Source organism: Olsenella profusa DSM 13989, from assembly GCF_030811115.1.
In the GTDB taxonomy this organism is placed as follows: domain Bacteria; phylum Actinomycetota; class Coriobacteriia; order Coriobacteriales; family Atopobiaceae; genus Olsenella_F; species Olsenella_F profusa.
The window spans coordinates 2,539,467-2,558,271 of the sequence record NZ_JAUSQK010000001.1 but is presented as its reverse complement, the minus strand read 5'-3'; the positions used below and the strand labels follow the sequence as shown (position 1 = coordinate 2,558,271).

The 18,805-nt window shown below is 60.4% G+C and carries 22 protein-coding genes, 1 pseudogene and 1 riboswitch; of the genes and pseudogenes, 13 read left to right on the top strand and 10 right to left on the bottom strand.

Going from position 1 to position 18,805, the window contains the following annotated elements; translation table 11 throughout:
* Positions 1-143: 143 nt before the first annotated feature.
* The 8 genes and pseudogenes from J2S71_RS11900 to J2S71_RS11870 all read right to left on the bottom strand — a co-directional run bounded on the left by J2S71_RS11900 (position 144) and on the right by J2S71_RS11870 (position 6,093).
* Positions 144-377 carry a PDDEXK family nuclease gene (locus J2S71_RS11900; protein ID WP_307392214.1) on the bottom strand — a complete coding sequence of 78 codons (234 nt, stop codon included), beginning with the start codon at positions 375-377 and terminating at the stop codon, positions 144-146.
* Between the two features lie 690 nt (positions 378-1,067).
* Positions 1,068-1,997, bottom strand: coding sequence for a nucleotidyl transferase AbiEii/AbiGii toxin family protein (locus tag J2S71_RS11895; RefSeq protein ID WP_307392211.1), 930 nt, complete (start codon positions 1,995-1,997; stop codon positions 1,068-1,070).
* Complete coding sequence (locus tag J2S71_RS11890) at positions 1,985-2,740, bottom strand: type IV toxin-antitoxin system AbiEi family antitoxin domain-containing protein (protein WP_307392210.1); 756 nt, start codon at positions 2,738-2,740, stop codon at positions 1,985-1,987. Before J2S71_RS11890 ends, J2S71_RS11895 begins: the two co-directional genes overlap by 13 nt.
* 133 nt (positions 2,741-2,873) lie before the next feature.
* A pseudogene (locus J2S71_RS12390) lies at positions 2,874-3,263 on the bottom strand (tyrosine-type recombinase/integrase); the annotation flags it as partial.
* Between the two features lie 18 nt (positions 3,264-3,281).
* On the bottom strand, positions 3,282-4,163 hold the full coding sequence (locus J2S71_RS12385) for a tyrosine-type recombinase/integrase (RefSeq protein ID WP_370873225.1): 882 nt from the start codon (positions 4,161-4,163) through the stop codon (positions 3,282-3,284).
* Positions 4,164-4,792: 629 nt separating this feature from the next.
* Positions 4,793-5,275 carry a hypothetical protein gene (locus J2S71_RS11880; RefSeq protein ID WP_307392207.1) on the bottom strand — a complete coding sequence of 161 codons (483 nt, stop codon included), beginning with the start codon at positions 5,273-5,275 and terminating at the stop codon, positions 4,793-4,795.
* A gap of 3 nt (positions 5,276-5,278) precedes the next feature.
* A complete protein-coding gene (locus J2S71_RS11875) occupies positions 5,279-5,812 on the bottom strand; it encodes a hypothetical protein (protein WP_307392205.1) in 534 nt (177 codons plus the stop codon).
* Entirely contained in the window at positions 5,809-6,093 is a 285-nt protein-coding gene (locus tag J2S71_RS11870; protein ID WP_307392202.1) for a hypothetical protein, read from the bottom strand. The genes J2S71_RS11875 and J2S71_RS11870 overlap by 4 nt, the downstream gene beginning before the upstream one ends.
* 672 nt (positions 6,094-6,765) lie before the next feature.
* Between J2S71_RS11870 and J2S71_RS11865 the strand changes: the two genes are divergently transcribed.
* From J2S71_RS11865 to J2S71_RS11805, 13 genes are all read left to right on the top strand, one after another.
* Positions 6,766-7,713 (top strand): hypothetical protein, encoded by a 948-nt coding sequence (locus J2S71_RS11865; RefSeq protein ID WP_307392200.1) that lies wholly within the window; start codon positions 6,766-6,768, stop codon positions 7,711-7,713.
* Positions 7,714-7,749: 36 nt separating this feature from the next.
* Positions 7,750-8,229 carry a hypothetical protein gene (locus J2S71_RS11860; RefSeq protein WP_307392197.1) on the top strand — a complete coding sequence of 160 codons (480 nt, stop codon included), beginning with the start codon at positions 7,750-7,752 and terminating at the stop codon, positions 8,227-8,229.
* An 8-nt stretch (positions 8,230-8,237) separates the two neighbouring features.
* Entirely contained in the window at positions 8,238-8,582 is a 345-nt protein-coding gene (locus J2S71_RS11855; protein ID WP_307392194.1) for a DUF4176 domain-containing protein, read from the top strand.
* A 2-nt stretch (positions 8,583-8,584) separates the two neighbouring features.
* Positions 8,585-8,860, top strand: a complete 276-nt coding sequence (locus J2S71_RS11850) for a hypothetical protein (protein WP_307392190.1) — start codon at positions 8,585-8,587, stop codon at positions 8,858-8,860.
* A gap of 61 nt (positions 8,861-8,921) precedes the next feature.
* A complete protein-coding gene (locus tag J2S71_RS11845; RefSeq protein ID WP_307392187.1) occupies positions 8,922-9,071 on the top strand; it encodes a hypothetical protein in 150 nt (49 codons plus the stop codon).
* 108 nt (positions 9,072-9,179) lie between these two features.
* Positions 9,180-9,800 (top strand): hypothetical protein, encoded by a 621-nt coding sequence (locus tag J2S71_RS11840; protein ID WP_307392184.1) that lies wholly within the window; start codon positions 9,180-9,182, stop codon positions 9,798-9,800.
* Positions 9,801-10,467: 667 nt separating this feature from the next.
* A complete protein-coding gene (locus J2S71_RS11835; RefSeq protein WP_307392181.1) occupies positions 10,468-11,340 on the top strand; it encodes a MurR/RpiR family transcriptional regulator in 873 nt (290 codons plus the stop codon).
* Between the two features lie 276 nt (positions 11,341-11,616).
* Complete coding sequence (locus J2S71_RS11830) at positions 11,617-11,928, top strand: PTS fructose transporter subunit IIB (protein WP_021725414.1); 312 nt, start codon at positions 11,617-11,619, stop codon at positions 11,926-11,928.
* 56 nt (positions 11,929-11,984) lie between these two features.
* Positions 11,985-13,109: a PTS fructose transporter subunit IIC gene (locus J2S71_RS11825; RefSeq protein ID WP_307392178.1), complete on the top strand. Its 1,125-nt coding sequence runs from the start codon at positions 11,985-11,987 to the stop codon at positions 13,107-13,109.
* A gap of 83 nt (positions 13,110-13,192) precedes the next feature.
* The gene (locus J2S71_RS11820) at positions 13,193-14,041 is read left to right on the top strand and encodes a class II fructose-bisphosphate aldolase (protein WP_307392175.1); all 849 of its coding nucleotides are present in this window, start codon (positions 13,193-13,195) and stop codon (positions 14,039-14,041) included.
* 42 nt (positions 14,042-14,083) lie between these two features.
* Positions 14,084-14,992: a ketose-bisphosphate aldolase gene (locus J2S71_RS11815; RefSeq protein WP_307392172.1), complete on the top strand. Its 909-nt coding sequence runs from the start codon at positions 14,084-14,086 to the stop codon at positions 14,990-14,992.
* Positions 14,993-15,081: 89 nt separating this feature from the next.
* Positions 15,082-15,981, top strand: coding sequence for an ROK family protein (locus tag J2S71_RS11810; RefSeq protein WP_307392169.1), 900 nt, complete (start codon positions 15,082-15,084; stop codon positions 15,979-15,981).
* Positions 15,982-15,983: 2 nt separating this feature from the next.
* Entirely contained in the window at positions 15,984-16,439 is a 456-nt protein-coding gene (locus J2S71_RS11805) for a PTS sugar transporter subunit IIA (protein WP_040651068.1), read from the top strand.
* Positions 16,440-16,743: 304 nt separating this feature from the next.
* On the opposite strand, the gene cytX is transcribed toward J2S71_RS11805, so the two are convergent.
* Together cytX and J2S71_RS11795 are read right to left on the bottom strand one after the other, a co-directional pair.
* Positions 16,744-17,934, bottom strand: coding sequence for a putative hydroxymethylpyrimidine transporter CytX (cytX, locus tag J2S71_RS11800; protein ID WP_307392164.1), 1,191 nt, complete (start codon positions 17,932-17,934; stop codon positions 16,744-16,746).
* A riboswitch (TPP riboswitch) is annotated at positions 17,923-18,036 on the bottom strand. (Overlaps the previous gene by 12 nt.)
* Before the next feature lie 492 nt (positions 18,037-18,528).
* Positions 18,529-18,789 carry a nucleotidyl transferase AbiEii/AbiGii toxin family protein gene (locus J2S71_RS11795; protein ID WP_307392161.1) on the bottom strand — a complete coding sequence of 87 codons (261 nt, stop codon included), beginning with the start codon at positions 18,787-18,789 and terminating at the stop codon, positions 18,529-18,531.
* Between the last annotated feature and the right edge of the window lie 16 nt (positions 18,790-18,805).

Here is an 18,805-nt window from a genome sequence, read left to right as displayed (position 1 = left end):
CACGACGTCGAACTTGACCAGGATGTTCTTCAGCAAGTCAGCGCGCTTTGGAACTTTCATGGCTTTACGTCTAAAGATTCAGAGCAAATCTGTATGACCCGCCCTGCCCCGAGCTCGAAGGCCCGGGGCAGTCGCTTTGGGGCCTACCTCCCGTCGTTGAGGACGTTCTTGTGGTGGCGCAGGAGCGCCTTCTCGGAGTCCGTCACCAAAAGGCTCACGATGTCGTAGCGGATGCTGTTGAGGCCCTCCACCTCGGCCTCGGCGAGGTATGCCGCCGCGATGCGCTCGAAGCGCTCCTGGTCGGGCTCCTCCTTGGGCATGTCGTAGCCCCCGCACTTGGTGGCGGCGTCCACGAAGACGAGCTCCTCGTCGTCCATGGCGATGAAGTCGATGCCGTCCGAGCCGTGCGCCCAGCTCTCCCCAGGACCTCGATGCCCCTGTGCTTCAGGTACGCGCGGATTGCCTCGTGCGACCTCTCGTCGATGCTCTTTCCCATGGCTGTCTGCCTCCTCGTGTTGGGGCCCGCCTCCCTTGGCGCGCCTTGCGGGGCGGATGGCGCCTGCGGGAAAGCGGCAGCGCAAGGGGGAAAGCGAAACGCGGATGCGCCTGAGTTTTCCGAAGGGCGCTTGCGGCCATCGGAAAAGTTTTCGCGGCCCTTGCGCGGGAGCGGTCGTGGGCGAGTCTTCGCTCCCAAGGCGAGACGGGGTGGGGACGCGCGCGGAGGCAGTGCGTGGGAATGCGGCGATGAGGTTGTGAGGAGGCGTTGCGTGCCTGTGCGCCGGGCGTGCGGTGGAGGCGCGGTGCGCTGGCCGACTGCTGTCGGCTTCGCTGGGAGGCGGGGCGCTCGCGCGGATGCCATGTGATGCGCGATACCCATGCTCGTGGGGTATCCGGGGTGCTTTGTGCCATCGTGGCGTGTCCGTTGTGGCGTGTGGAGGCCTCGGCGTTCGCTATGGCATTGTGTCTGGTGGCGGGCTGAAAGGGTTACTCCGCTACCACACCGATCGTCTCAACAGGGAGGTTGGCCCATGTGGCTGCCCTGGCCTTCGGGCTCGGGGCGGCGCGTCCTACCGGTGCATCTTCCTGAGGTTCTCGACCTTCCAGAGCGCCTCGGGGTTTACGGCGGCGGCCTGGGCCATCGACTTGTCCGGGAAGACGAGCTCCGGTCGGTAGTCGCCTCCTGCGAGACGCTCAAGGTATTCGCGCTCTCCATCTGTCCTAGGCAGGACCCATTCCGCTATGAAGCGCTCGGCATCCTTCATGAGGGCATCGAGCGTTGGGCGCTCGGTAGATGAGCGGAGCATGGGGTAGAGCTGGTCTGCGAGCTCGGAAAGTCTGTCCGTGAAGCGCTGCTCCCTTCCCTCGAAAGGCTTTGGGAAGCATGCGGAGAGCGAGGCATAGTAGAGGGCAAGCTGGTGCGCGCTCTCTTGCTCATCGGGTTCGAGCGACTTGTAAACACCCCGCAGGTTGGAGATGTCGTAGAGGTCGCGGACCTTCACGCGGTCGAAGAACGCCTTCACCTTGCCGGCGGCAAGCTCGGCGTCTGCGAACGTGCGCACCTTGGCGTCCGGCCTCACGGGCGTCTCGCGCACAATGGGCGGCAGGATGGGCGAGCGGTTCATGTAGATGCAGTCGACCTTCACGTGGTCGACTCCCCAGTCACCCCGATAGCGCAGCAGGAAGGTTCGCCCGGCATGTCCGCCGGGGTGAGCCTCCACCGCGTAGCCCAGCGCCTGCGCCACGGCCTCTATGCCCGCCTCGATGCGCGGCCTGTCGGCGAGCATGTCCTCACGAGAGACGCTCCCGATGCAGGAGACGTCGATGTCGACCGAGAGCCTCGGCACGTCGAGCATGAAGAGGTTGGTGGCCGTGCCGCCGTGGAGGGCGAGCCTGCCCTTGAGGGCGGGATGGCGCTCCATCTCATCCAGAAGGTCGAGCAGGCGCTCAACCTTGTCCACGGTCCTCGGCTCGAACTCGTCCGCGTTCATGATGCCCATGAGAGAACCTCCTCTTCTGTCTCGGGAAGGCAGAGCCTCCAGCGGCTGCTCCAACCTCTTGTTTCTCCTATTTTCGGATCAAGCCTGTAAGGCCCTTTCCCAAGCCGACCTTCCAGCTCGCTCAGGACGTCCTCGTCGACACCCCAGTTTTCGCGCTTTGCGTCGAGGAGCCATCCCACCCGGGCGAGCGTCGAGGAAGACGCGTCCTTGAGGATCTTGAGCAGCGCTTCCAAATCGAGGTAGGGAAACGCCGAGCAGGACCGCGCAGCCTCCTCCATGCCACCGGCCCTCCCGGGGTATGTCAGGCAATCGACGAGAGTCTGCTCGCGCGTGGTCACCTTTACTGTGCCATAGGATTTGGAGCGCATAGCCTGCGTCTGTGGGCTGTCGCCACCATTGAAGGGGACGTAGCGGACGCCTCCGTACTCGAACGGTGAGCGCACCTTTGCGGATCTGAACGAGCATTCGAAGCCGACGTTGTGCGCGACGCCGTGGGCGATGAGTGCAGAATGGTAAGAGATGACGGCTTCTGGGTCGATTGTCTTGGCTACGAGGTACGGGTCGGGGGCCTCGCCGAGGAACTTGCCGGTCTTGGACACGTAGGCGCCCCGGCGCACGCGCTCGACCTCGCCTGCCTTAAGGGCACGCTGCAGCTGAGTCCGCGCGGTTCCCCAGGTGGCGACCGTGCGCAGATCGTCTGCGGTGAACACCTGATGCGATTCTATGTACTCCTTGAACTTCATACTGATGAATTATAGTAGAAGTGCATACAAATTGTGCTCACTTCCATGTGTATATATCAGTAACTCACAACATGTCGCTCACATCCGTCGTGAGACGGCGCGGAAGAGCAAGCGCACGAGGCGCCAGACGAGCCTAAGGACGCCCATGGCCAGCCTCCCTCTCCTCTGCGGCGGCGAGCATCGCCTTGAGCTGGTCAACCGAGAAGGTGAGTGCGGGCTCGCGGTGCTTGGGCGCGCCGATGGCGCTGTCCATGATGGCGTCGCCGTATCCGCCCATCTCGACGTCGAAGCTCCCTTCGACCTTGCTCACGGCGGCGCGCTTTGCCTCGGGGTCAACATCGGCGTAGATGTCCAGGGTCATGGACACGCTGGCGTGCCCCAGGTAGCTCGCCACGATCCTCACGTCGCAGCCGCCCGCGATCATCATGGTGGCGAAGGTGTGCCTGAGGTCGTGGAAGGTGCACTTGAAGCCGTTCATCCTGCAGAAGGCCGAGAAGTCCTTGCCGAGCTGCGTGGGGTTGTAGGGCCGGCTCCTCTCCTCCTACGTTCCCAGTATGTAGGGGTCTCCCAGCGCGACGCCCATCTCGCGCGCCACGCGCTCCGCGTCGCGGCGCCTGGCGGAGAGCATCGCGTTCAGGTGCTTGGTGAGGGGTATCGTCCTGGCGGAGCTTCCGATCTTGGGCTCCTTCACGTAGAAGCCGCCGTCTCCGTTTCCCAGGGCGTGGCTCACGGTCATGGTGCCGTCGTCCGAGAGGTCGGACCACCTGAGCGCGCAGACCTCCCAGCGGCGCATTCCCGTGGTGAGGGAGAGCTCAATGGCTATGCCCAGAGGCGCCGGCTGTGCGCGCCTCGCCAGCTCGAGCATGCGGGTGCGCTCCTCGCGCGGTAGGGCGTTGATGGGTGTCTTCACGCGCCTGGGCGGCTTGCAGAAGTCGCAGGGGTTCCTGGCGATGAGGCCCTGCGCCATACCCCATTTGAGCGCCTGCTTGAGCAGGCGGAAGGGCTTTGACACGCTCTTGGGGGCGTAGCCGTCGGCGCTCATGCGGACCATCCAGCGGTTCACCTCCGGCACCGAGATGTCGGCGAGGGCCACGTTTCCCAGGTAGGTGCAGATGAGCCTGCTCTCTGACCGATAGCTCCTCACGGTGGAGGGTTCTATGGTGCCCGAGCCCTTCTTGTGGCGCATGAACGAGGCCATGAAGTCGCGCAGGGAGACGTTGGATGACGACGCCCCTCCCAAGAGCTCAAGCTCCACGGTGAGGGCGTCGCGAGTGCGCTCCGCCTGCCTTTGCGTCTTGGCGACGAGGGTGTGGTAGGTCCTGACCACCTCGCCGGTTACGGGGTCGGTGTGCGAGAGGCTGCACTCCCATTGATCTGTGTTGCGTCTTCGTCTGAGCGACCTGCTGGTGTACCTGGTGTCCATATCTCCTCCTAACGAGTTTTCCACGGCCATTTGTGACCACCAAACCGAAGATGGAGACATGGGAGTTGTAGATTTCAGAGATGCAGGAGATTAGAAAAACCACAGGTCAGACGCATATCGACTGTGCAGTGGATTGGCAAGATTTGCGGTGAAACAGCCTCTGACTCGCTCATAACCCGGAGGTCGTTGGTTCAAATCCAGCCCCCGCGACCATGCTTTTGCGATCCCCGGCCCGCCGAGCGGGCCGGGGATTTTTTGTCGGGGCCCTGACGCCGGCGCGCAGCGGGTGCCGTCGCCCCATCCCGGCGGCCACGGGAACGTTTCGGCCCCAAGTGCGCGCTGGCCCCGTCGCCTTCGCGATCCCGGGAGGTGCGCCCGTCGCCCGTTTCCTCGCCCGATGCACTTGGGGCGGGGCGGATGGCGTGCGACGGGCCGACTGCGCCCCCGATTCCTTCCGAGATTGGCAGGGGCCAGCGCGCACTTGGGGCCGAAACGTTCCAGAGCGACCGCGAAACGCCTACGCCTAGGCTGCGAGCGGGGCGGGCGCGCGACGTGTCGCCATGCCGCCCGCAACGCTGCTCCTCCATATGCGATCACCAACCCTTGAAACGCTGCCGCGGCATGTGGCCCTAGCTCCAAATATATGGGATGCCGAACGGCAGCCAGCTCGCCCCCATGTCCACGTGGCGTACGTTCTCGATCTGCCATCTTCCCTGTGCGTCGCGATGGACCGTCCACTCGACCGGGCCGTCACCCGAGCCATACTCCACGTCACCGTCGTGGTTGTAGCATGCTATGGAGTCGCTGGTGTACACCTTGCCACTGTCACCCCAGATGTACCCCTCGATGTAATTGATTTGGCACGTCACGCGCACGTCGTCGGGCAGTTCCGTTCTCTTGTAGCCGTAGATTCCCCACCTCGGGTCGCTCTCGTCGAGGACGGTCTTGCCCTTGACCAGGCTGCGTGTGTCCTCGATGAGGGGCTGAAACTCCCGTTCGTGGGCACCCTGCAGGGCAAGGTGTACCAACAGGTATAATCCCGTCGCCACGACGATCGCGATCAGCGCCACCGCAACGGCCCGCAGCGCTCGTTTGACTGTAACGGCCCCCATTGTCTATGGCCTCCCATCCAATGAGAGCGCTGGGTTGTCATCGTGAACGGATGTGACCGTCCATGAGCCGTCCCGTTTCTCGATGTCCCATGTGGCCCGCGTGCGATCCGCGATGACCACCTTCTCACTGTCTGCGGTGATGGCCGCGCATTCATACATGACGCGCACGGTGCCGCAGTCTTCCGACACGTCGCAATCCTCGATGTAGGAGCTGACGTGCAGATACGAGCCGACGGCATGCTCGGCGCTGCTCTGCAGGCCAATCTGCTCGTATACCGAGAGGGCAACGTTCTGGGGGCTTGCCGTGCGCATGCCCGACAGGATGCCCTTGAACTCGTCGAGGGTCGGCTGCATGTCGTGTCGTAGGGTCAGCAGCTGCTTGTTGTGGGCGTTCTCCCGGTCTATCGCCTGGCTGAGGGAGGACTCCGAAACGTCCGGGGTTAGGGAGAAGCCTATGAGGAAGGGGAGTGCGAGGACGATGACGGCGCACGCCGCGGAGATTGCGACGACAAGCCGCCGCCTGACAGGGGAGCTCATGACGCCGCCTTGCCCTCGCCGAGTCCTGAGGCGCCATCGGCCTTCCGTGTCCTCATATGCAGCACGATGGCTGCCACCACATCGGAGACGAACAGTGCATGCAGCATGGCGAATGCCATCGCTGGGACGTGGGAGGCGAATTCCTGCCCCCAGGCGCGCGCCACAACGGCACGGCCGTACGAGGATGTGAGCAGCAGCACATAGTCGATCATGGCCAGCGCTCCCACCATGACGGGATCCCCTGGAATCAGTCCGGGTACTACGGCCATCCCTATGGACATGGCTGTCTCCCTCTCTGGACGCGACCTTCTTGTCCATTCTACCAGCGTCGTAGCAAAGTCATGGATGATGGTTGCGTCTCGTACGGGCTTGAACTGAGTCCCAAAGCTTGAACTGCCAAATAAAGACTAGGCCACTAGGGACTGACCCCGGAACTCCTCCGGGGTCAGTCCCTTGAGTCTAACCTGGCACCCCATCCATCTTCCGGACATCCACATAGCGTGGAACCTCCACCCATGGATGCATCTGCAGCCCTTCCCTTCTAGAGGGATAATATGGATTTTGAGAAGAATCAATATAGACACATCAAGAATGCGTAACCTACTACCTACGCAAGTATGGCATCCCTGCTTCTAACACTCATGAGTGACGGTGCGTTACGTATTAGTGTCTTCGGTTCCGATGTGCCATCGGTGCTCGAGCTGGGGTTTCCCAACCCTACGGTGTGCATTCAGCGGACAGGATAAGGAATCATGGGGAGTCAGCTATATGAAGTCAAGAACTAGACCATAGTTCTTCGATTTCTCGTTATTTGTTGGAACGTCGCACCTTGAGAGTCGAGTATCGAATGTTTTCGGGTATTCCGCAAGCGGCCCTGTCACCTGCTTCGCCATGTCCGCAAGCATTTGATGCTCGGCTCTCAGATGCAACAGCTAGAGGAAAGGAGCCTTTCCATGTTCTTCAGGAGAAGCCAGATAGACCTCGCAGAGCTCCCACTCGAGCGGCTCCCGCTCTCGCGGGAGGACCTGTTCGTGCTGCTTGACGGCTGTGACAGCGGCGGCATTGCCTGCAACGTGGGATCGATGGACCTCGCGCGCGCCTCCATGGAAAAGTCCTGGCAGGGCCCCTGGAGGGAGAGCATGGTAGGGCGCCTCCATCCCGCCGGCTGGGTGGATGCCGAGGGAAACCCCAACCCCGAGCTGGAGAGGGCTTTGGCGCCCCTGAGGAGGCCCGGGCTCACCATCACGGACAGGCGCGCCGGCAAGGACAGGACGATGGGCGTCACCATGGGTGACGACGGCGCAACGGGACTCGTGCAGGCGGCGCCGGGCATCTTCAACCTGCGTCCCTTCCCGGACGACCGCCCCCAGTGGCCCCAGAGCTTCCGCGAGCTGTTCGACGAGAGGAAATTCCCCTTCCAGGTAGCTGCGCGAGAGTGGCACGAGAGGTTTGTGGAATACGACACCGACCCCCTGTTTCGTGCCCTCAACACGAACGACAGGCGCTTTGTGAGGAGCTACTGTGCGGAGCATGGGCTCGACGTCGAGCCCATGCTCGAGCTGGCCCATGCGGTCGGGTCCATCACCTGGCGTCGGTACGAGGTGTTCGTGGACGACAGGCGCGGCTGCACGATGGGCAGGAGGGAGTACGGGTGGAACGATCCAGACGTGTGTAGGGGACCGGTGTGCATACGCTGGTGCATCATCGTGCCGAAGCTCGGTGCCATGTACGCTCGCTGCCACGCCGCCCACGAGGGCATCCCCGAGGACTGGTGCAATAACTTTCGCGACTGGGAAGACCCCACGGCGTTCGTGGCCGTCGACTTCTACGAGGACGGCGACCTGTTCCATGCCCTTGACCACGCGTACCCGTGGCCGGGGGAGAGCAACCCATCCAGTTGATGCCCGACGCCCCCCTCACACAGAAAGGATGGCAGCATGGCAAGCAAGAGTTACTGGTCCAACCAGATGGACCTCTACCAAGGCAAGGTCAACTGGTGCAAGACCAACTCCTCCCAGTGGTCGCAGAAGGCCTCTGGCTACCAGGGGGAGCTGGACAAACTGAACGAGCAGATGAAGATCGCCAAGGACGTGAAGTCGAAGTGCGACGATCTGGAGCCGTCCAACCAAGACGTCATCGATGCGCTCAACAGCCTAGGCAAGGAGGCTGCCGCCAGGACGGAATGCGACAGCTGCAACTCCGCGGCGGAGAAGATCGCGCAGCCAAACGCCGGGCACGTGACGGATGCCATCAAGGCCGCACAGTCCGTCATCGACAGGCTGCAGGAGCAGATCGATTCGACCACGGACCTGCTCCATACGGCGCAAGACAACGTCTCCTACTTCGACCGGTGTGCCCAGCAGTACCAGAGCTCGTATGATGATGCGGCAAAGAACTACAACGATGCGGAGGACTAGGGGGCGCAATGCTAACGACTGACCAGTGGCTGCCGATCGGCTCCGTCGTTCATGTCGTCGGGCACGAGAGCCCAGTGACGATCATGGGATATATGCAGCAGGACGTCGAGACGGGCCTTCTGTGGGACTACTTCGGCCTCGACCATCCCACGGGATTCGTGAAGCCTGGACAGGACATGATGTTCGACCGGGACTCGATCGATGCCGTGCTCTATGTTGGCTACCAAAGCATCGACAGCGAGCATCTGCTCGCCCTGCTCAAGGCGGGCGAGGAGGACTATCTCGCCGCCAAGCGGGATGCGTGTGCGGAGGTGGATGACGGTGGGGGCGACAGCTCCGAGGGGCAGGGGTAGGCATGCAGGACAAGCTGCTGCTTGAGGTCAAACTGCCCGCGACTGGTGCGTGGTATGAGTTTCGCGTTCCCCTTGACCTCACGGTCGAGCAAAGCGCACGTCTCGTGTCGCAGATAGTGGCCCGTTGCGAGCCCGCGCGCTATGAGGCGTCCGATGACGTCGACCTCATGTACTGCGATGCACCGTATGCGGGCCAGCAGCTCAACCCCAATGAGCTCGTGCGCGTGCTCGTTGGGAAGGGGGCGCTCGTGGACGGGAGCCACGTTGCCTTGGTATGAACAAGGGCGTTGGGGCTGCCTGCTCGCTTGTATGCTCGGTTGCCGATGAGGGGAGGTACGTATGGATTGGTCAAAGCTTCCATTGATGATCGTCCTGATCGTCGTCATCACGTTGGTCGTCATAGTCGTCCTGGGCGTGGTGATTGGCCTGGCCGCCTCGGCAAGCGCAAGGCGTGACGAGAGGAGGCGGCGCGACCAGGGCAAGCGGTAGGGAGCACTGAGAGAAGGGAACGGACGGATGGTCACACCACTGAGCTATGACGTACATATGGATAGTGCTGGACTCAAGGATCTCCTTCAGTCTTCCGTGGGATCTCTGATGAGACGCTGGCTCGTCCTTGCCCTGGTGCTCCTGATCGGGTTCCTGCCCATCGCCATCCTCATGGCTGCGATGGATCCTGCAGGAAGCTGGCTCGTCCTCGTCGGCGATGTGATCCTGGTCGTGCTCGGCATTGCCTGTATGAGGCGTCCACCCGTGATGCTCTCCACCAGGCGCCCGGTCGTGGACGAGTGGCTCAGGTACCATGGCGCGCGCGATGTCTCGGCCGCACCGCTCAACGAGCTCTCCTGCACCTACCGTGTGACCCTGAGCGAGCATGGCTTCACCGAGTCGATGGCGGATGGCTCGTCGCGCAACGTGCCCTGGCTCACGCTCAAGGACAAGCCCGTGCGTGGGGACGATGGGACCTATTTCCTCAGGGATGGTGGCCTCAATGGTTCCGCGCTGTATAACTTCATCGGCATAAACTGGGCCTTTCGTGACGAGGGCGTTGTTGGCACGCTCTTCGTGCCCACCAGTGCGGTTGGCGCCAACCCCGATCTTGTGCAGTCGATTCGTGCCGCGATACGGGAGTCGCGCGCCAAGTATCGAAACGGCAAGGGTGAAGCGCCCGATCCTGCGCTTAGGGCGTGGGTTGCCGAGGCGACTTCGCGAGAGTAGTGTTTTGTCAACAGAAATTGAACGAAAAACGCATCGGTTCTGAGCGGCTCCAGTATCTCATCCGAGGAGCGTCTCTGAGCACTTCTCTGCACGAGGACGTGTCTGATGCGGTATGACTCGCCTTGAACCACAGTAGGCTCGTCGAGTTCAGAGATCCCTACAGGCTTGAGGAGAGAGTCTCCATGTGGGGCAGGTAGGGAAGGTGGGATTGTCACTATCTATAGGCATCCACGCTTTCTTTGGTCGTGGTGTTCTCGTTGATTTTTATTGCTGTAGCCAAGACTATCGACGCACGTTTTGCTCATACATATGTGAGCGACAGCTCCGAGGGCCTCTTTCGTACGCCTTCTGTTCCATAGTTTATTGCTATGATGAAATGGTGTTACGGTATGGGGCCTTTATAGTGAGTTACAGCGTTGCCACGGCGGTCGGATCGGAGGCCGTATATACAGCGATCTGCCTCCCGATCGTCTCGGGGGTCTGAGGGCTGATCTTCAGGTCGACACTCACGAGGTCACTCAGGGAGGAGTGCGAGGTACGGTGGCGCCGTCTGTTTGCATGAGTTCAGAATGGGAGAGGCAGATACAGGATAGCCACCGCAGTCTCTTATGTTCAAAGCATACAAGGGGCAACGAGAGTCTCTAACGAAGTGGATGGAAGTACTCGCATGAGCCCACAGGAAAGCGCCGTCAACACCATATGTGCAGCTTACGAAGCGTTGTCTGACACCGAGAAGAAGGTTGCGGACTTCATCATCCAAAATGTCAGCGAGGTTGCGAAGCTCTCGCTTCGAGACATCGCCGTGCGGAGCGAAGCGTCAAGTGCGACAGTGTCCCGCTTCGTTCGGCATATCGGTTACGAGAGCTTCTCGGACCTTCGGTTGGCGATCGCCTCCGATCAGGCAGGGGCTGACGTTCCGGAGGGGGATGAGGTATCCGAGATCTCCCTCGACAACATGGATGCCTCCATCAGCTACATTCTTGAGAACAAGATCCAGGAGCTCAAGGGTACTGCGGAGCAGATGAATTCGGACAACGTCAGCAAGGCGGTGGGTCTCATCATGAACTCTGACAGCATCCTGTTCGCAGCCGTTGGCAACTCCATCCCCATCTGCTCTAACTTCGCGTTCCGTCTTGGTCAGATCGGAATTCGAGCCAACTGCCCGGTCAACACCGAGGTCATGATTCTCGACTCCCTGTCACTGAGGCGCAACGACCTGCTGTTCGTGGTCTCGTCATCCGGCTATTCTCATCGCTTGGAGACCATCGTCGACAACGCGGAGGATTCTGGGACCCCCATACTATTCATCACGTCAAATCCGGCTTCCGTGCTTGCCCTCCGCTCTGATGTGGTTTTCACCGCTGTGATGCGTGACCCGATGCTCACTGGGCCACAGTTCTCGACGCACGTTCCGGAGAACTTCATTGTCGAGACGCTGTTCATGTTCCTCCTCGCGCATGGAAAGAACGTGAGGGAGCACGTCCGCATGGAGAGGAAGAGCCTCGGACGTGATAAGGAGAATACACCCACGTTCTACTAGGACACTTGCGAGAACGACCAGTTTCTCATGACAATCTGACGGCCCGCCACATCTCTCCCTGGTGGGCCGTCTTTTCCTCTTGGCTGCTCTTCTGCTCCTGAAGGCCGTATGGATGCCGCTCGTCTCCAAAATCCGACCGCCCGTATAGGGAAGAAGACTGTTGGAACGTAATTCCAAAAAAATATGTAACATGAAATACAGTTACAACTGCTCGCGACAGGACAGGGTGTAGTGCGCAAAACAGGTATCGCGTAGAGCGACAAGAGGAGGGAATGCATGAATATCGTTGGGGTTTGTGCATGCTGCAGCGGTATCGCCCATACCTACATGGCAAAAGAGGCCATCGTTAAGGCTGCCAAGGCGGCGGGTGACGAGATTCACATGGAGACTCAGGGCACCATCGGGGTCGAGGACGAACTGACTCCGCAGCAGATTGAGGATGCCGACTGCATCCTCCTGTGCATCGACGTGCATATCGAGGGGACTGACCGCTTCAAGGACAAGAGGGTCATGAAGATCCCGACAGATTTGGCCATCAAGGCTCCCAAGCAGATTGTGGCAAAGATCCATCAGGAACTTGGCAAGTAGGCGTTGGAAGAACGTCATACGTGTGGGAAGGCATTTCTAAGGAAGGGGAGTGCGCAATGACTGAAGAGATAGAGAGGCCGAAGAAGAAGATGAAGAAGGTTGGCATCAAGGCACCAATCCTTACGGCAATTAGCTACCTTCTTCCCCTGGTCGTCGCATCCGGTCTGTTGATTGCAATCGGCAACCTCACGGGTGGTCAGAACGTCACCACGCTCGAGGGAATCACCATTCCGTCCGCTCTCACCACCATCGGCGTCTTCGGCATGGGCCTCCTGCCTTCGTTCATCGCAGGCTATATCGCCTATGCAATCGCCGATCGCCCTGGCCTCGCTCCCGGCTTCCTCATGGGCCAGGTCGCATCGTTCCTTGGCGCCGGCTTCCTGGGTGGCATGATCGGCGGCATCATTGCCGGCTACATCGCCCTGTGGCTCGAGACCTACCTTACCGTTCCCAAGTGGGCGCAGGCTCTTATGCCCATGATGATCATTCCCACGCTTACCACCATCGCCGCCGGGCTTATCATGGTCTTCATCCTCGGTGGGCCCATTGCTGCCATCACCGCAGGTCTGACCGCATTCATCAAGGGGCTTGACTACAGTCAGAAGTTCGTTACCGGCTTCATCCTTGGTTTCATCCAACATCTCGACTACGGTGGGGCGATCTCCAAGGTTCCCAACCTCATCTGCGATGGCATGATGGCAGACGGCATCTATGGTCCCGAGGCGGTCAAGGTCCTCGGCTCCATGGCTCCCCCGTTTGGCGTGACGCTCGCCCTCGTCCTTTCCAAGTATGTCTTCAAGAAGCCCGTCTTCAAGCTCTCCGAGATCGAGAACATCAAGGTGGCCTTCCCCATGGGCGTCTGCATGATCACCGAGGGCGTCATACCCATCGCCATGAACGACCTCGTCCGTACCGTCATCAGCACTGCCCTCGGTGATGCGGTCTGCGGCGCCATCGCCTTCTCCATGGGTGTCGAGTCCATGGTCCCCTCCGGTGGCATGTTCGTCGTTCCGATGATGAGGAACCCCGGCTGGGCCCTGGTCGCCCTTCTCGCCGGCGCGCTCGTCACCGCGCTGCTCCTGGTGCTTCTGAAGAGGCCCTTGAAGCCTGAGGAGGTCGATGACCTCAATACCGAAGAGGAGGAAGAAGAGGTCGACCTTTCTGGTCTGAGCTTCAGCTAGGTCTTTCCCAGGGGTGCGGGTTCGAGTTCTCGCGCCCCAGCTCGTTCCACTGCAGCACTGAAAGGTTTGAAATGTATGAGTCCATGCGTGGGATGCTCCAGAAGGCGAACGAGGGGGGCTACGCCATCATGGCGATCAATGCCTTCAACCTTGAGTCCGCTGCTGGTATCATCCATGCTGCCTGCAAGATGCACGCGCCAATCATCATCGATCTGCTGCAGGAGCACATCAAGAAGTACTTCGACAGTGACATCCTGACGGGGCCCATTGTCAAGATGGCCCAGAAGGCGCCGGTCCCCGTTGCCATCAACCTCGATCATGGCAGTGATGTCGCTCACCTCAAGCGCTGCCTCCACAATGGGTTCTCCAGCGTGATGATTGACGCCTCTGCCTACGCCTTCGATGAGAACGTGCGAATCACCACGTCCATCGTCGAGTTTGCCCAACAGTATGACGCAAGCGTTGAGGCCGAGGTCGGCAACATGGGACTGGTGGGGGAGGGTTCTGGCTATACGGATGCGGACATGTACACCAACCCTGATGTGGCCATCGACTTCATCAAGAGGACGGGTGTGGATGCCCTTGCCGTCTCGTTTGGGTCCACGCATGGCGACTACCCGGAAGGCTATGTTCCCACGTTCCACTTCGACATCGTCGAGAAGATCAAGAAGGAGACGGGCATCCCCCTGGTGCTCCACGGTGGCTCGGGTTCTGGCTCCGAGAACATCAGGCGCTCCGTCGAGTGCGGCGTCAACAAGATCAACGTTGGAACGGACTACATGATTGCCCAGCGTACTTTCATCGACAGCGCCCTCAGGCAAGATTCCGAGTACGACTACCCCGAGCTGCTACACCACTCCTACCTTGCGGGTTCCAAGGTCCTTGAGAGATACATCGAGCTGACCGGTTCCAAGGACAAGGCGCTCTGGTAATTGTGCTAACTCAGCAATGATCCCTCATTCGAGAAAGGTTAGATGGCAATGCTTCTTAACATGAATCAGATGCTCGCGGTAGCTCAGGCCAAGCACTTTGCAGTGGGCGCCTACAACGTCTCCGAGTCCAACCTGTTCCGCACGGTCGTGGAGGCCGCCGAGGAGAACGACTCTCCCGCGATCATTGCCGTACACCCCACCGAGCTCGAGTACTGCAAGGACGAGTTCGTGCAGTACATGGTCGATCGTATCGGCAACAGTCCCGTTCCCTTTGTCCTGCATATGGACCATGGCGACTCCATCGAGTCCATCATGCGCGCCGTGCATGACGGCTTCAGCTCCGTCATGCTGGACGGCTCCCTGCTTCCCTTTGAGGAGAACATCGAGAAGACTGCTGAGGTCGTGCGCTACTGCCACATGATCGACGTGTCCGTTGAGGGTGAGCTTGGTACCATCGGCACGACTGGTGTGACTATCGAGGGCGGTATGACTGAGGTCAAGTACACCGATCCTGACGACGCTAGGGTCTTCGTCGAGAAAACCGGCGTTGACACCCTGGCTGTTGCTATCGGCACCTGCCATGGCCTGTACCCCAAGGGCGTTACCCCAAAGCTGCGCATGGACGTTCTCCAGGGCATCAAGGATGCCGTCGACATTCCCTTGGTCCTCCACGGAGGCTCGGGCAATCCCGACGCTGAGGTGGTCGAGGCCGTGGGGATCGGTATCCAGAAGGTCAACATCTCCTCCGACTACAAGAGCGCGTTCTTCATGAAGGCCCGCGAGATTCTCGCGCAACCCAACAGTGGCTGGGATCCCAACAACCTGTTCCCCGAGTGCATAGAGGCCGGCAAGCAGGTCATCATGCACAAGATGAAGCTGTTCGGCAGCATTGGCAAGGCCGCGCTGTACCGTGAGTCCGGCGTCAGGCAGTGGAGGGCGGGCCTCGAGTAAGAAGCCCTCCCGGAGAATGGCCCCGACGGCCAAAGGCTACGGGGTCGCTTTCTATCCCGTTTTGTCTAGTGAGTCATGAGGTGGATGGCATGAGCAGGATCGGCGGCATCGAGGCGGGCGGAACCAAGATGGTTCTTGCCGTGGGCGATGGCACGGGAGACGTGTTCGAGCGCACGCAGATTCCTACAACCGATCCAGCGCAGTGTGTGCCCCACATGGTCGAGTGGTTCCGTAGCCGTGACATAGATGCACTGGGCATCGGTGCGTTTGGCCCCACATGCGTGAGTCCGAGTGACCCACGGTATGGGCAGATTCTTGAGACGCCCAAGTCAGCTTGGAAGTACCGCGACTTCCGGGGCGACTTCATGCGTGGGTTGGGCATTCCCGTCGGATATGACACGGATGTCAACGCTGCATGCCTGGGCGAGGCGACGTTTGGTGCGGCAAGGGGATGCGACTGCGTTGTGTATGTGACTGTCGGAACCGGCATCGGCGCTGGTGTCATGATCGAGGGCACCCTGCTCCACGGAATGCTGCACCCTGAGGCAGGTCACATTGTTGTCCCGAAAGTTGAGGGCGACCGTGGCAGGAGCGTGTGCCCCTACCACGACAGCTGCCTCGAGGGCATGGCATCAGGCCCCTCGATCGAGAGACGCTGGGGCAAGAAGGCCGCTGACCTTGCCTCCGATGACCGCGTGTGGGACCTCGAGGCAGCCTATCTTGCGGAGGGTGTCAGCACCTACGTCCTTTGCTATGCGCCGCAGAGGATTGTGCTCGGTGGAGGTGTGATGAGCCAGGGTCAGCTCTTCCCACTCGTGCGTGACAAGGTCCAGGAGATTCTGCACGGTTACATCGCGACCTCCCAGGTAGAGAACATCAGCGAGTACATCGTTCCGGCGGGATGTGGTGGTGCGCAAGGCATCCTCGGTGCCATCGAGCTAGGCCGTCGAGCTCTTTGTGCAGAACAGCTAGATACGAAAGCGGTGTGACGATGGGCTTTCTGAAGTCAGACAACGTGATGCTTGGACAGCATGCGGATAGCAAGGACGAGGCTCTTTGGGATGTGGCCCGCAAGGCCGTTCAGCTTGGCGTGACTGACGATGCCGCGGCAGTGCACCAGTCATTCATCGATCGAGAGGCTCTGGGCGAGACGGGCATGACCGAGGGCTTTGCGATTCCTCACGCTAAGTGCAATGAGATCAGGCGTGCAACAGTCATCGTCTATAAGAACGACCATGCGGTCGAGTGGCCCTCGTTCGACGGCAAGCCTGTGGATATCGCCATCGCCCTTCTGGTTCCCAACAGCCAGGCCGGCACGACGCACCTCAAGCTTCTTTCCAAGACCGCGGTGCTGCTCATGGACGATGACTTCAAAAGGCTCGTGCGTGACGCCAACGATGTCGAGGGTATCGTCAACGCCATAAACACCGAGCTGGAGAAGGAGTAGGGCATACTCAATAGTCGATGTGGGCCATCAAGTATCCAAGAGGTGCACGTGACCCACATGTTGAGACATGCCCCGACATGATGGACCAATGTCCTAACATGTCCATCATTGTCCCTATCCTCTTCCGGCCCTTCTCGGTCATGTCATCGTGAACCCCTCCGGTGCGATCGACCAGTGCTCGGTGTCGATGGCTAGGACGTTTTGGTGACACTCTTTGGATGACAAGGAAGGGGGACTCCCCAAGCGCGGCGGGATCGTACATGCCGCCCGCCGCGCCGAGGCTCAAGGAGAAACGTCAGCGGCATTACGCACACTGTCGGCGCATCTTCCGCTCGATGACGTCAATCACGACTGCCGTGATGGCGATGATTGCCATCACGGGCAGCGTATTGCCGCATGGAAGCACCCAATCGAGCGAGAGACGATACAGTCCAAATCCGAGCAGCCTCAGCACCACGTTGTGCCAATCAATGCGCACGCCCGCGCGGTTGCGGTGCAGCACGAAATAATTCACGCACACGATGGTCGCCATTGGCGCGAACACCGAGCCGATGAGGTACAGGAACCCCTCGAAGTCGCCCACCGGGACCACGATGGCCAGTACGCAGCCAATAACGGCTGCCGCGATGCCGCAGACGCGCGCGTGCAGGCGTGGATGGATGGATTCGGCAGATACGCCAGCGGATTGCGCGTCGAGGAACGTGGTAGTCACCGTGGAAATCACAACGACGAGAATGCCCACAGCGCCCATGCCCGACTGCGCCAGCACGGTGGCGACATCGTCCGACCCGGCAAACAGCGCGCATCCCAGCCCGATAGCGAACATCCAGCAGCTTCCGATGAAGTACGCGCCAGTAGCGAGCGTGGTGCCGGCCGCTGGCCTCTTGGCGGTGCACAGGTAGTCGCCCGCAACGGGCAGCCATGAAAGCGGCATCGCAGCAGCCAGCTCGATTGCCGCGCCGAATGACAGGTTCTCGGCGCTCACCGCAGAGGCTTTGGTGCTGTCGCCAAATACGGCGAAGCTCACCGCGAACGTGAGCGCCACTAGTACGATGGCGGCAATCGATTGCACCGTGCCCATCTTCTTCATACCGATGGCGATCCACAGCACGATGAGCGCGCCTATGATGACGCTCCAACCTGCCACGCCCAGCTGCGGCATCAGCAATGTGGCGGCCGTAGCACCGGACATGATCATGATGGCCGTCCAACCAATGAGCTGGATCACGTTCGCAATGGAAAACGCATCGGCACCGAAACGGCCGAACGAGCGGTTCGCGACTTCCATGGCCGACTCGCCGGTTTTCGCACTGACGAAGCCTACCAGGTAGAACAACGCACATCCAATGACGTGACCCACAAGGATGGCGGCTATACCCATCTCGAATCCGAGCGGGGCGAAGAACGTTCCCGTGAGGATCTCGGCAAGGGACACGGCTGCCCCGAACCAGACCCATCCCAATTTCGAAGAGGACAAAACGCGTGGCTGCGACATACGCACTCCCTTCGACGGCATTACCCGCATCAGGTTCATAGGGTCGGAGCGGGCATACGCTCCCTCTCAGCCCGCATCTCGCGAGCTCCCCATTGGTCGTAATTTTAGTGCGTGGTTATATGCAGCACAAGGATGGTCCGACTGCCGTGTAATGTCTTGATATGCTCCGGTTCCCTTGCGTCTAACGTGCACCGTGGTGTTCATCATCGATCGGCTCGAGCGATCGTTAGAGGCCTTTAGCGTATGTGCCGGAGGTCCGCATGCTTACATGAAGATGTAGGAGGTCATCGACATGGAGCCCAGCTCGCGGTAGTTGTTGGAGTAGGCGATCTGGTCGCCCCTCTGTACGGCGCCCAGCGCCACCAGCAAGGGCCCTCCTTGGCGCACCCTGCATGATGCGTGCGTTGACGATTCCTGCATCATACCCAGCAAAGCACTAGGAGTTAAGCGAGGAGGGGTGATGTGATGTGGATGATTACCTCCATCTCCCAGATCATTGTTGCCGCAATCACATTTCTCTATGTTCTTGCCGTCGCGTTGATGCGCGACTCCAGGTCGGACATGAAGGCGACCACATCGTCAAATGCGGGTGCCTCACCGAAGATCATCGGCTTGCATGCTCCCATAGTCAGCGGCGAGCTCGGCCAATCGCTCCGCCTGTGGGGTCAGCTTGAGCGTGCCGGGCCTGGCGTCGGCGGGCCTTGCCCAGGGCGTGCGGTAGGACTTCTCTTTAAAGGCGATGACCTTGGCGAGCAACTTAGGTTGCGCGATGGCGCGGGCCGCAACATCAGAATGTCCGAGGCGGTACATATCGTAATAGTGGCGCGAGTAGCGTTTCGGCATTGCCTTGCCCATGGGACGGTTGGCCTCC

Excerpts from the sequence above, each read along its gene's own strand:
- J2S71_RS11880 (WP_307392207.1), bottom strand. The coding sequence starts at position 5,275 with ATGGGGGCCGTTACAGTCAAACGAGCGCTGCGGGCCGTTGCGGTGGCG.
- J2S71_RS11815 (WP_307392172.1), top strand. The coding sequence starts at position 14,084 with ATGGCAATGCTTCTTAACATGAATCAGATGCTCGCGGTAGCTCAGGCC.
- J2S71_RS11795 (WP_307392161.1), bottom strand. The coding sequence starts at position 18,789 with ATGGGCAAGGCAATGCCGAAACGCTACTCGCGCCACTATTACGATATG.
- J2S71_RS11840 (WP_307392184.1), top strand. The coding sequence starts at position 9,180 with ATGAGACGCTGGCTCGTCCTTGCCCTGGTGCTCCTGATCGGGTTCCTG.
- J2S71_RS11835 (WP_307392181.1), top strand. The coding sequence starts at position 10,468 with ATGAGCCCACAGGAAAGCGCCGTCAACACCATATGTGCAGCTTACGAA.
- J2S71_RS11875 (WP_307392205.1), bottom strand. The coding sequence starts at position 5,812 with ATGAGCTCCCCTGTCAGGCGGCGGCTTGTCGTCGCAATCTCCGCGGCG.
- J2S71_RS11855 (WP_307392194.1), top strand. The coding sequence starts at position 8,238 with ATGCTAACGACTGACCAGTGGCTGCCGATCGGCTCCGTCGTTCATGTC.
- J2S71_RS11860 (WP_307392197.1), top strand. The coding sequence starts at position 7,750 with ATGGCAAGCAAGAGTTACTGGTCCAACCAGATGGACCTCTACCAAGGC.
- J2S71_RS11865 (WP_307392200.1), top strand. The coding sequence starts at position 6,766 with ATGTTCTTCAGGAGAAGCCAGATAGACCTCGCAGAGCTCCCACTCGAG.
- J2S71_RS11810 (WP_307392169.1), top strand. The coding sequence starts at position 15,082 with ATGAGCAGGATCGGCGGCATCGAGGCGGGCGGAACCAAGATGGTTCTT.
- cytX (WP_307392164.1), bottom strand. The coding sequence starts at position 17,934 with ATGTCGCAGCCACGCGTTTTGTCCTCTTCGAAATTGGGATGGGTCTGG.
- J2S71_RS11825 (WP_307392178.1), top strand. The coding sequence starts at position 11,985 with ATGACTGAAGAGATAGAGAGGCCGAAGAAGAAGATGAAGAAGGTTGGC.
- J2S71_RS11850 (WP_307392190.1), top strand. The coding sequence starts at position 8,585 with ATGCAGGACAAGCTGCTGCTTGAGGTCAAACTGCCCGCGACTGGTGCG.
- J2S71_RS11805 (WP_040651068.1), top strand. The coding sequence starts at position 15,984 with ATGGGCTTTCTGAAGTCAGACAACGTGATGCTTGGACAGCATGCGGAT.
- J2S71_RS11845 (WP_307392187.1), top strand. The coding sequence starts at position 8,922 with ATGGATTGGTCAAAGCTTCCATTGATGATCGTCCTGATCGTCGTCATC.
- J2S71_RS11890 (WP_307392210.1), bottom strand. The coding sequence starts at position 2,740 with ATGAAGTTCAAGGAGTACATAGAATCGCATCAGGTGTTCACCGCAGAC.
- J2S71_RS11870 (WP_307392202.1), bottom strand. The coding sequence starts at position 6,093 with ATGTCCATAGGGATGGCCGTAGTACCCGGACTGATTCCAGGGGATCCC.
- J2S71_RS11830 (WP_021725414.1), top strand. The coding sequence starts at position 11,617 with ATGAATATCGTTGGGGTTTGTGCATGCTGCAGCGGTATCGCCCATACC.
- J2S71_RS11900 (WP_307392214.1), bottom strand. The coding sequence starts at position 377 with ATGGACGACGAGGAGCTCGTCTTCGTGGACGCCGCCACCAAGTGCGGG.
- J2S71_RS11820 (WP_307392175.1), top strand. The coding sequence starts at position 13,193 with ATGCGTGGGATGCTCCAGAAGGCGAACGAGGGGGGCTACGCCATCATG.
- J2S71_RS12385 (WP_370873225.1), bottom strand. The coding sequence starts at position 4,163 with ATGGACACCAGGTACACCAGCAGGTCGCTCAGACGAAGACGCAACACA.
- J2S71_RS11895 (WP_307392211.1), bottom strand. The coding sequence starts at position 1,997 with ATGGGCATCATGAACGCGGACGAGTTCGAGCCGAGGACCGTGGACAAG.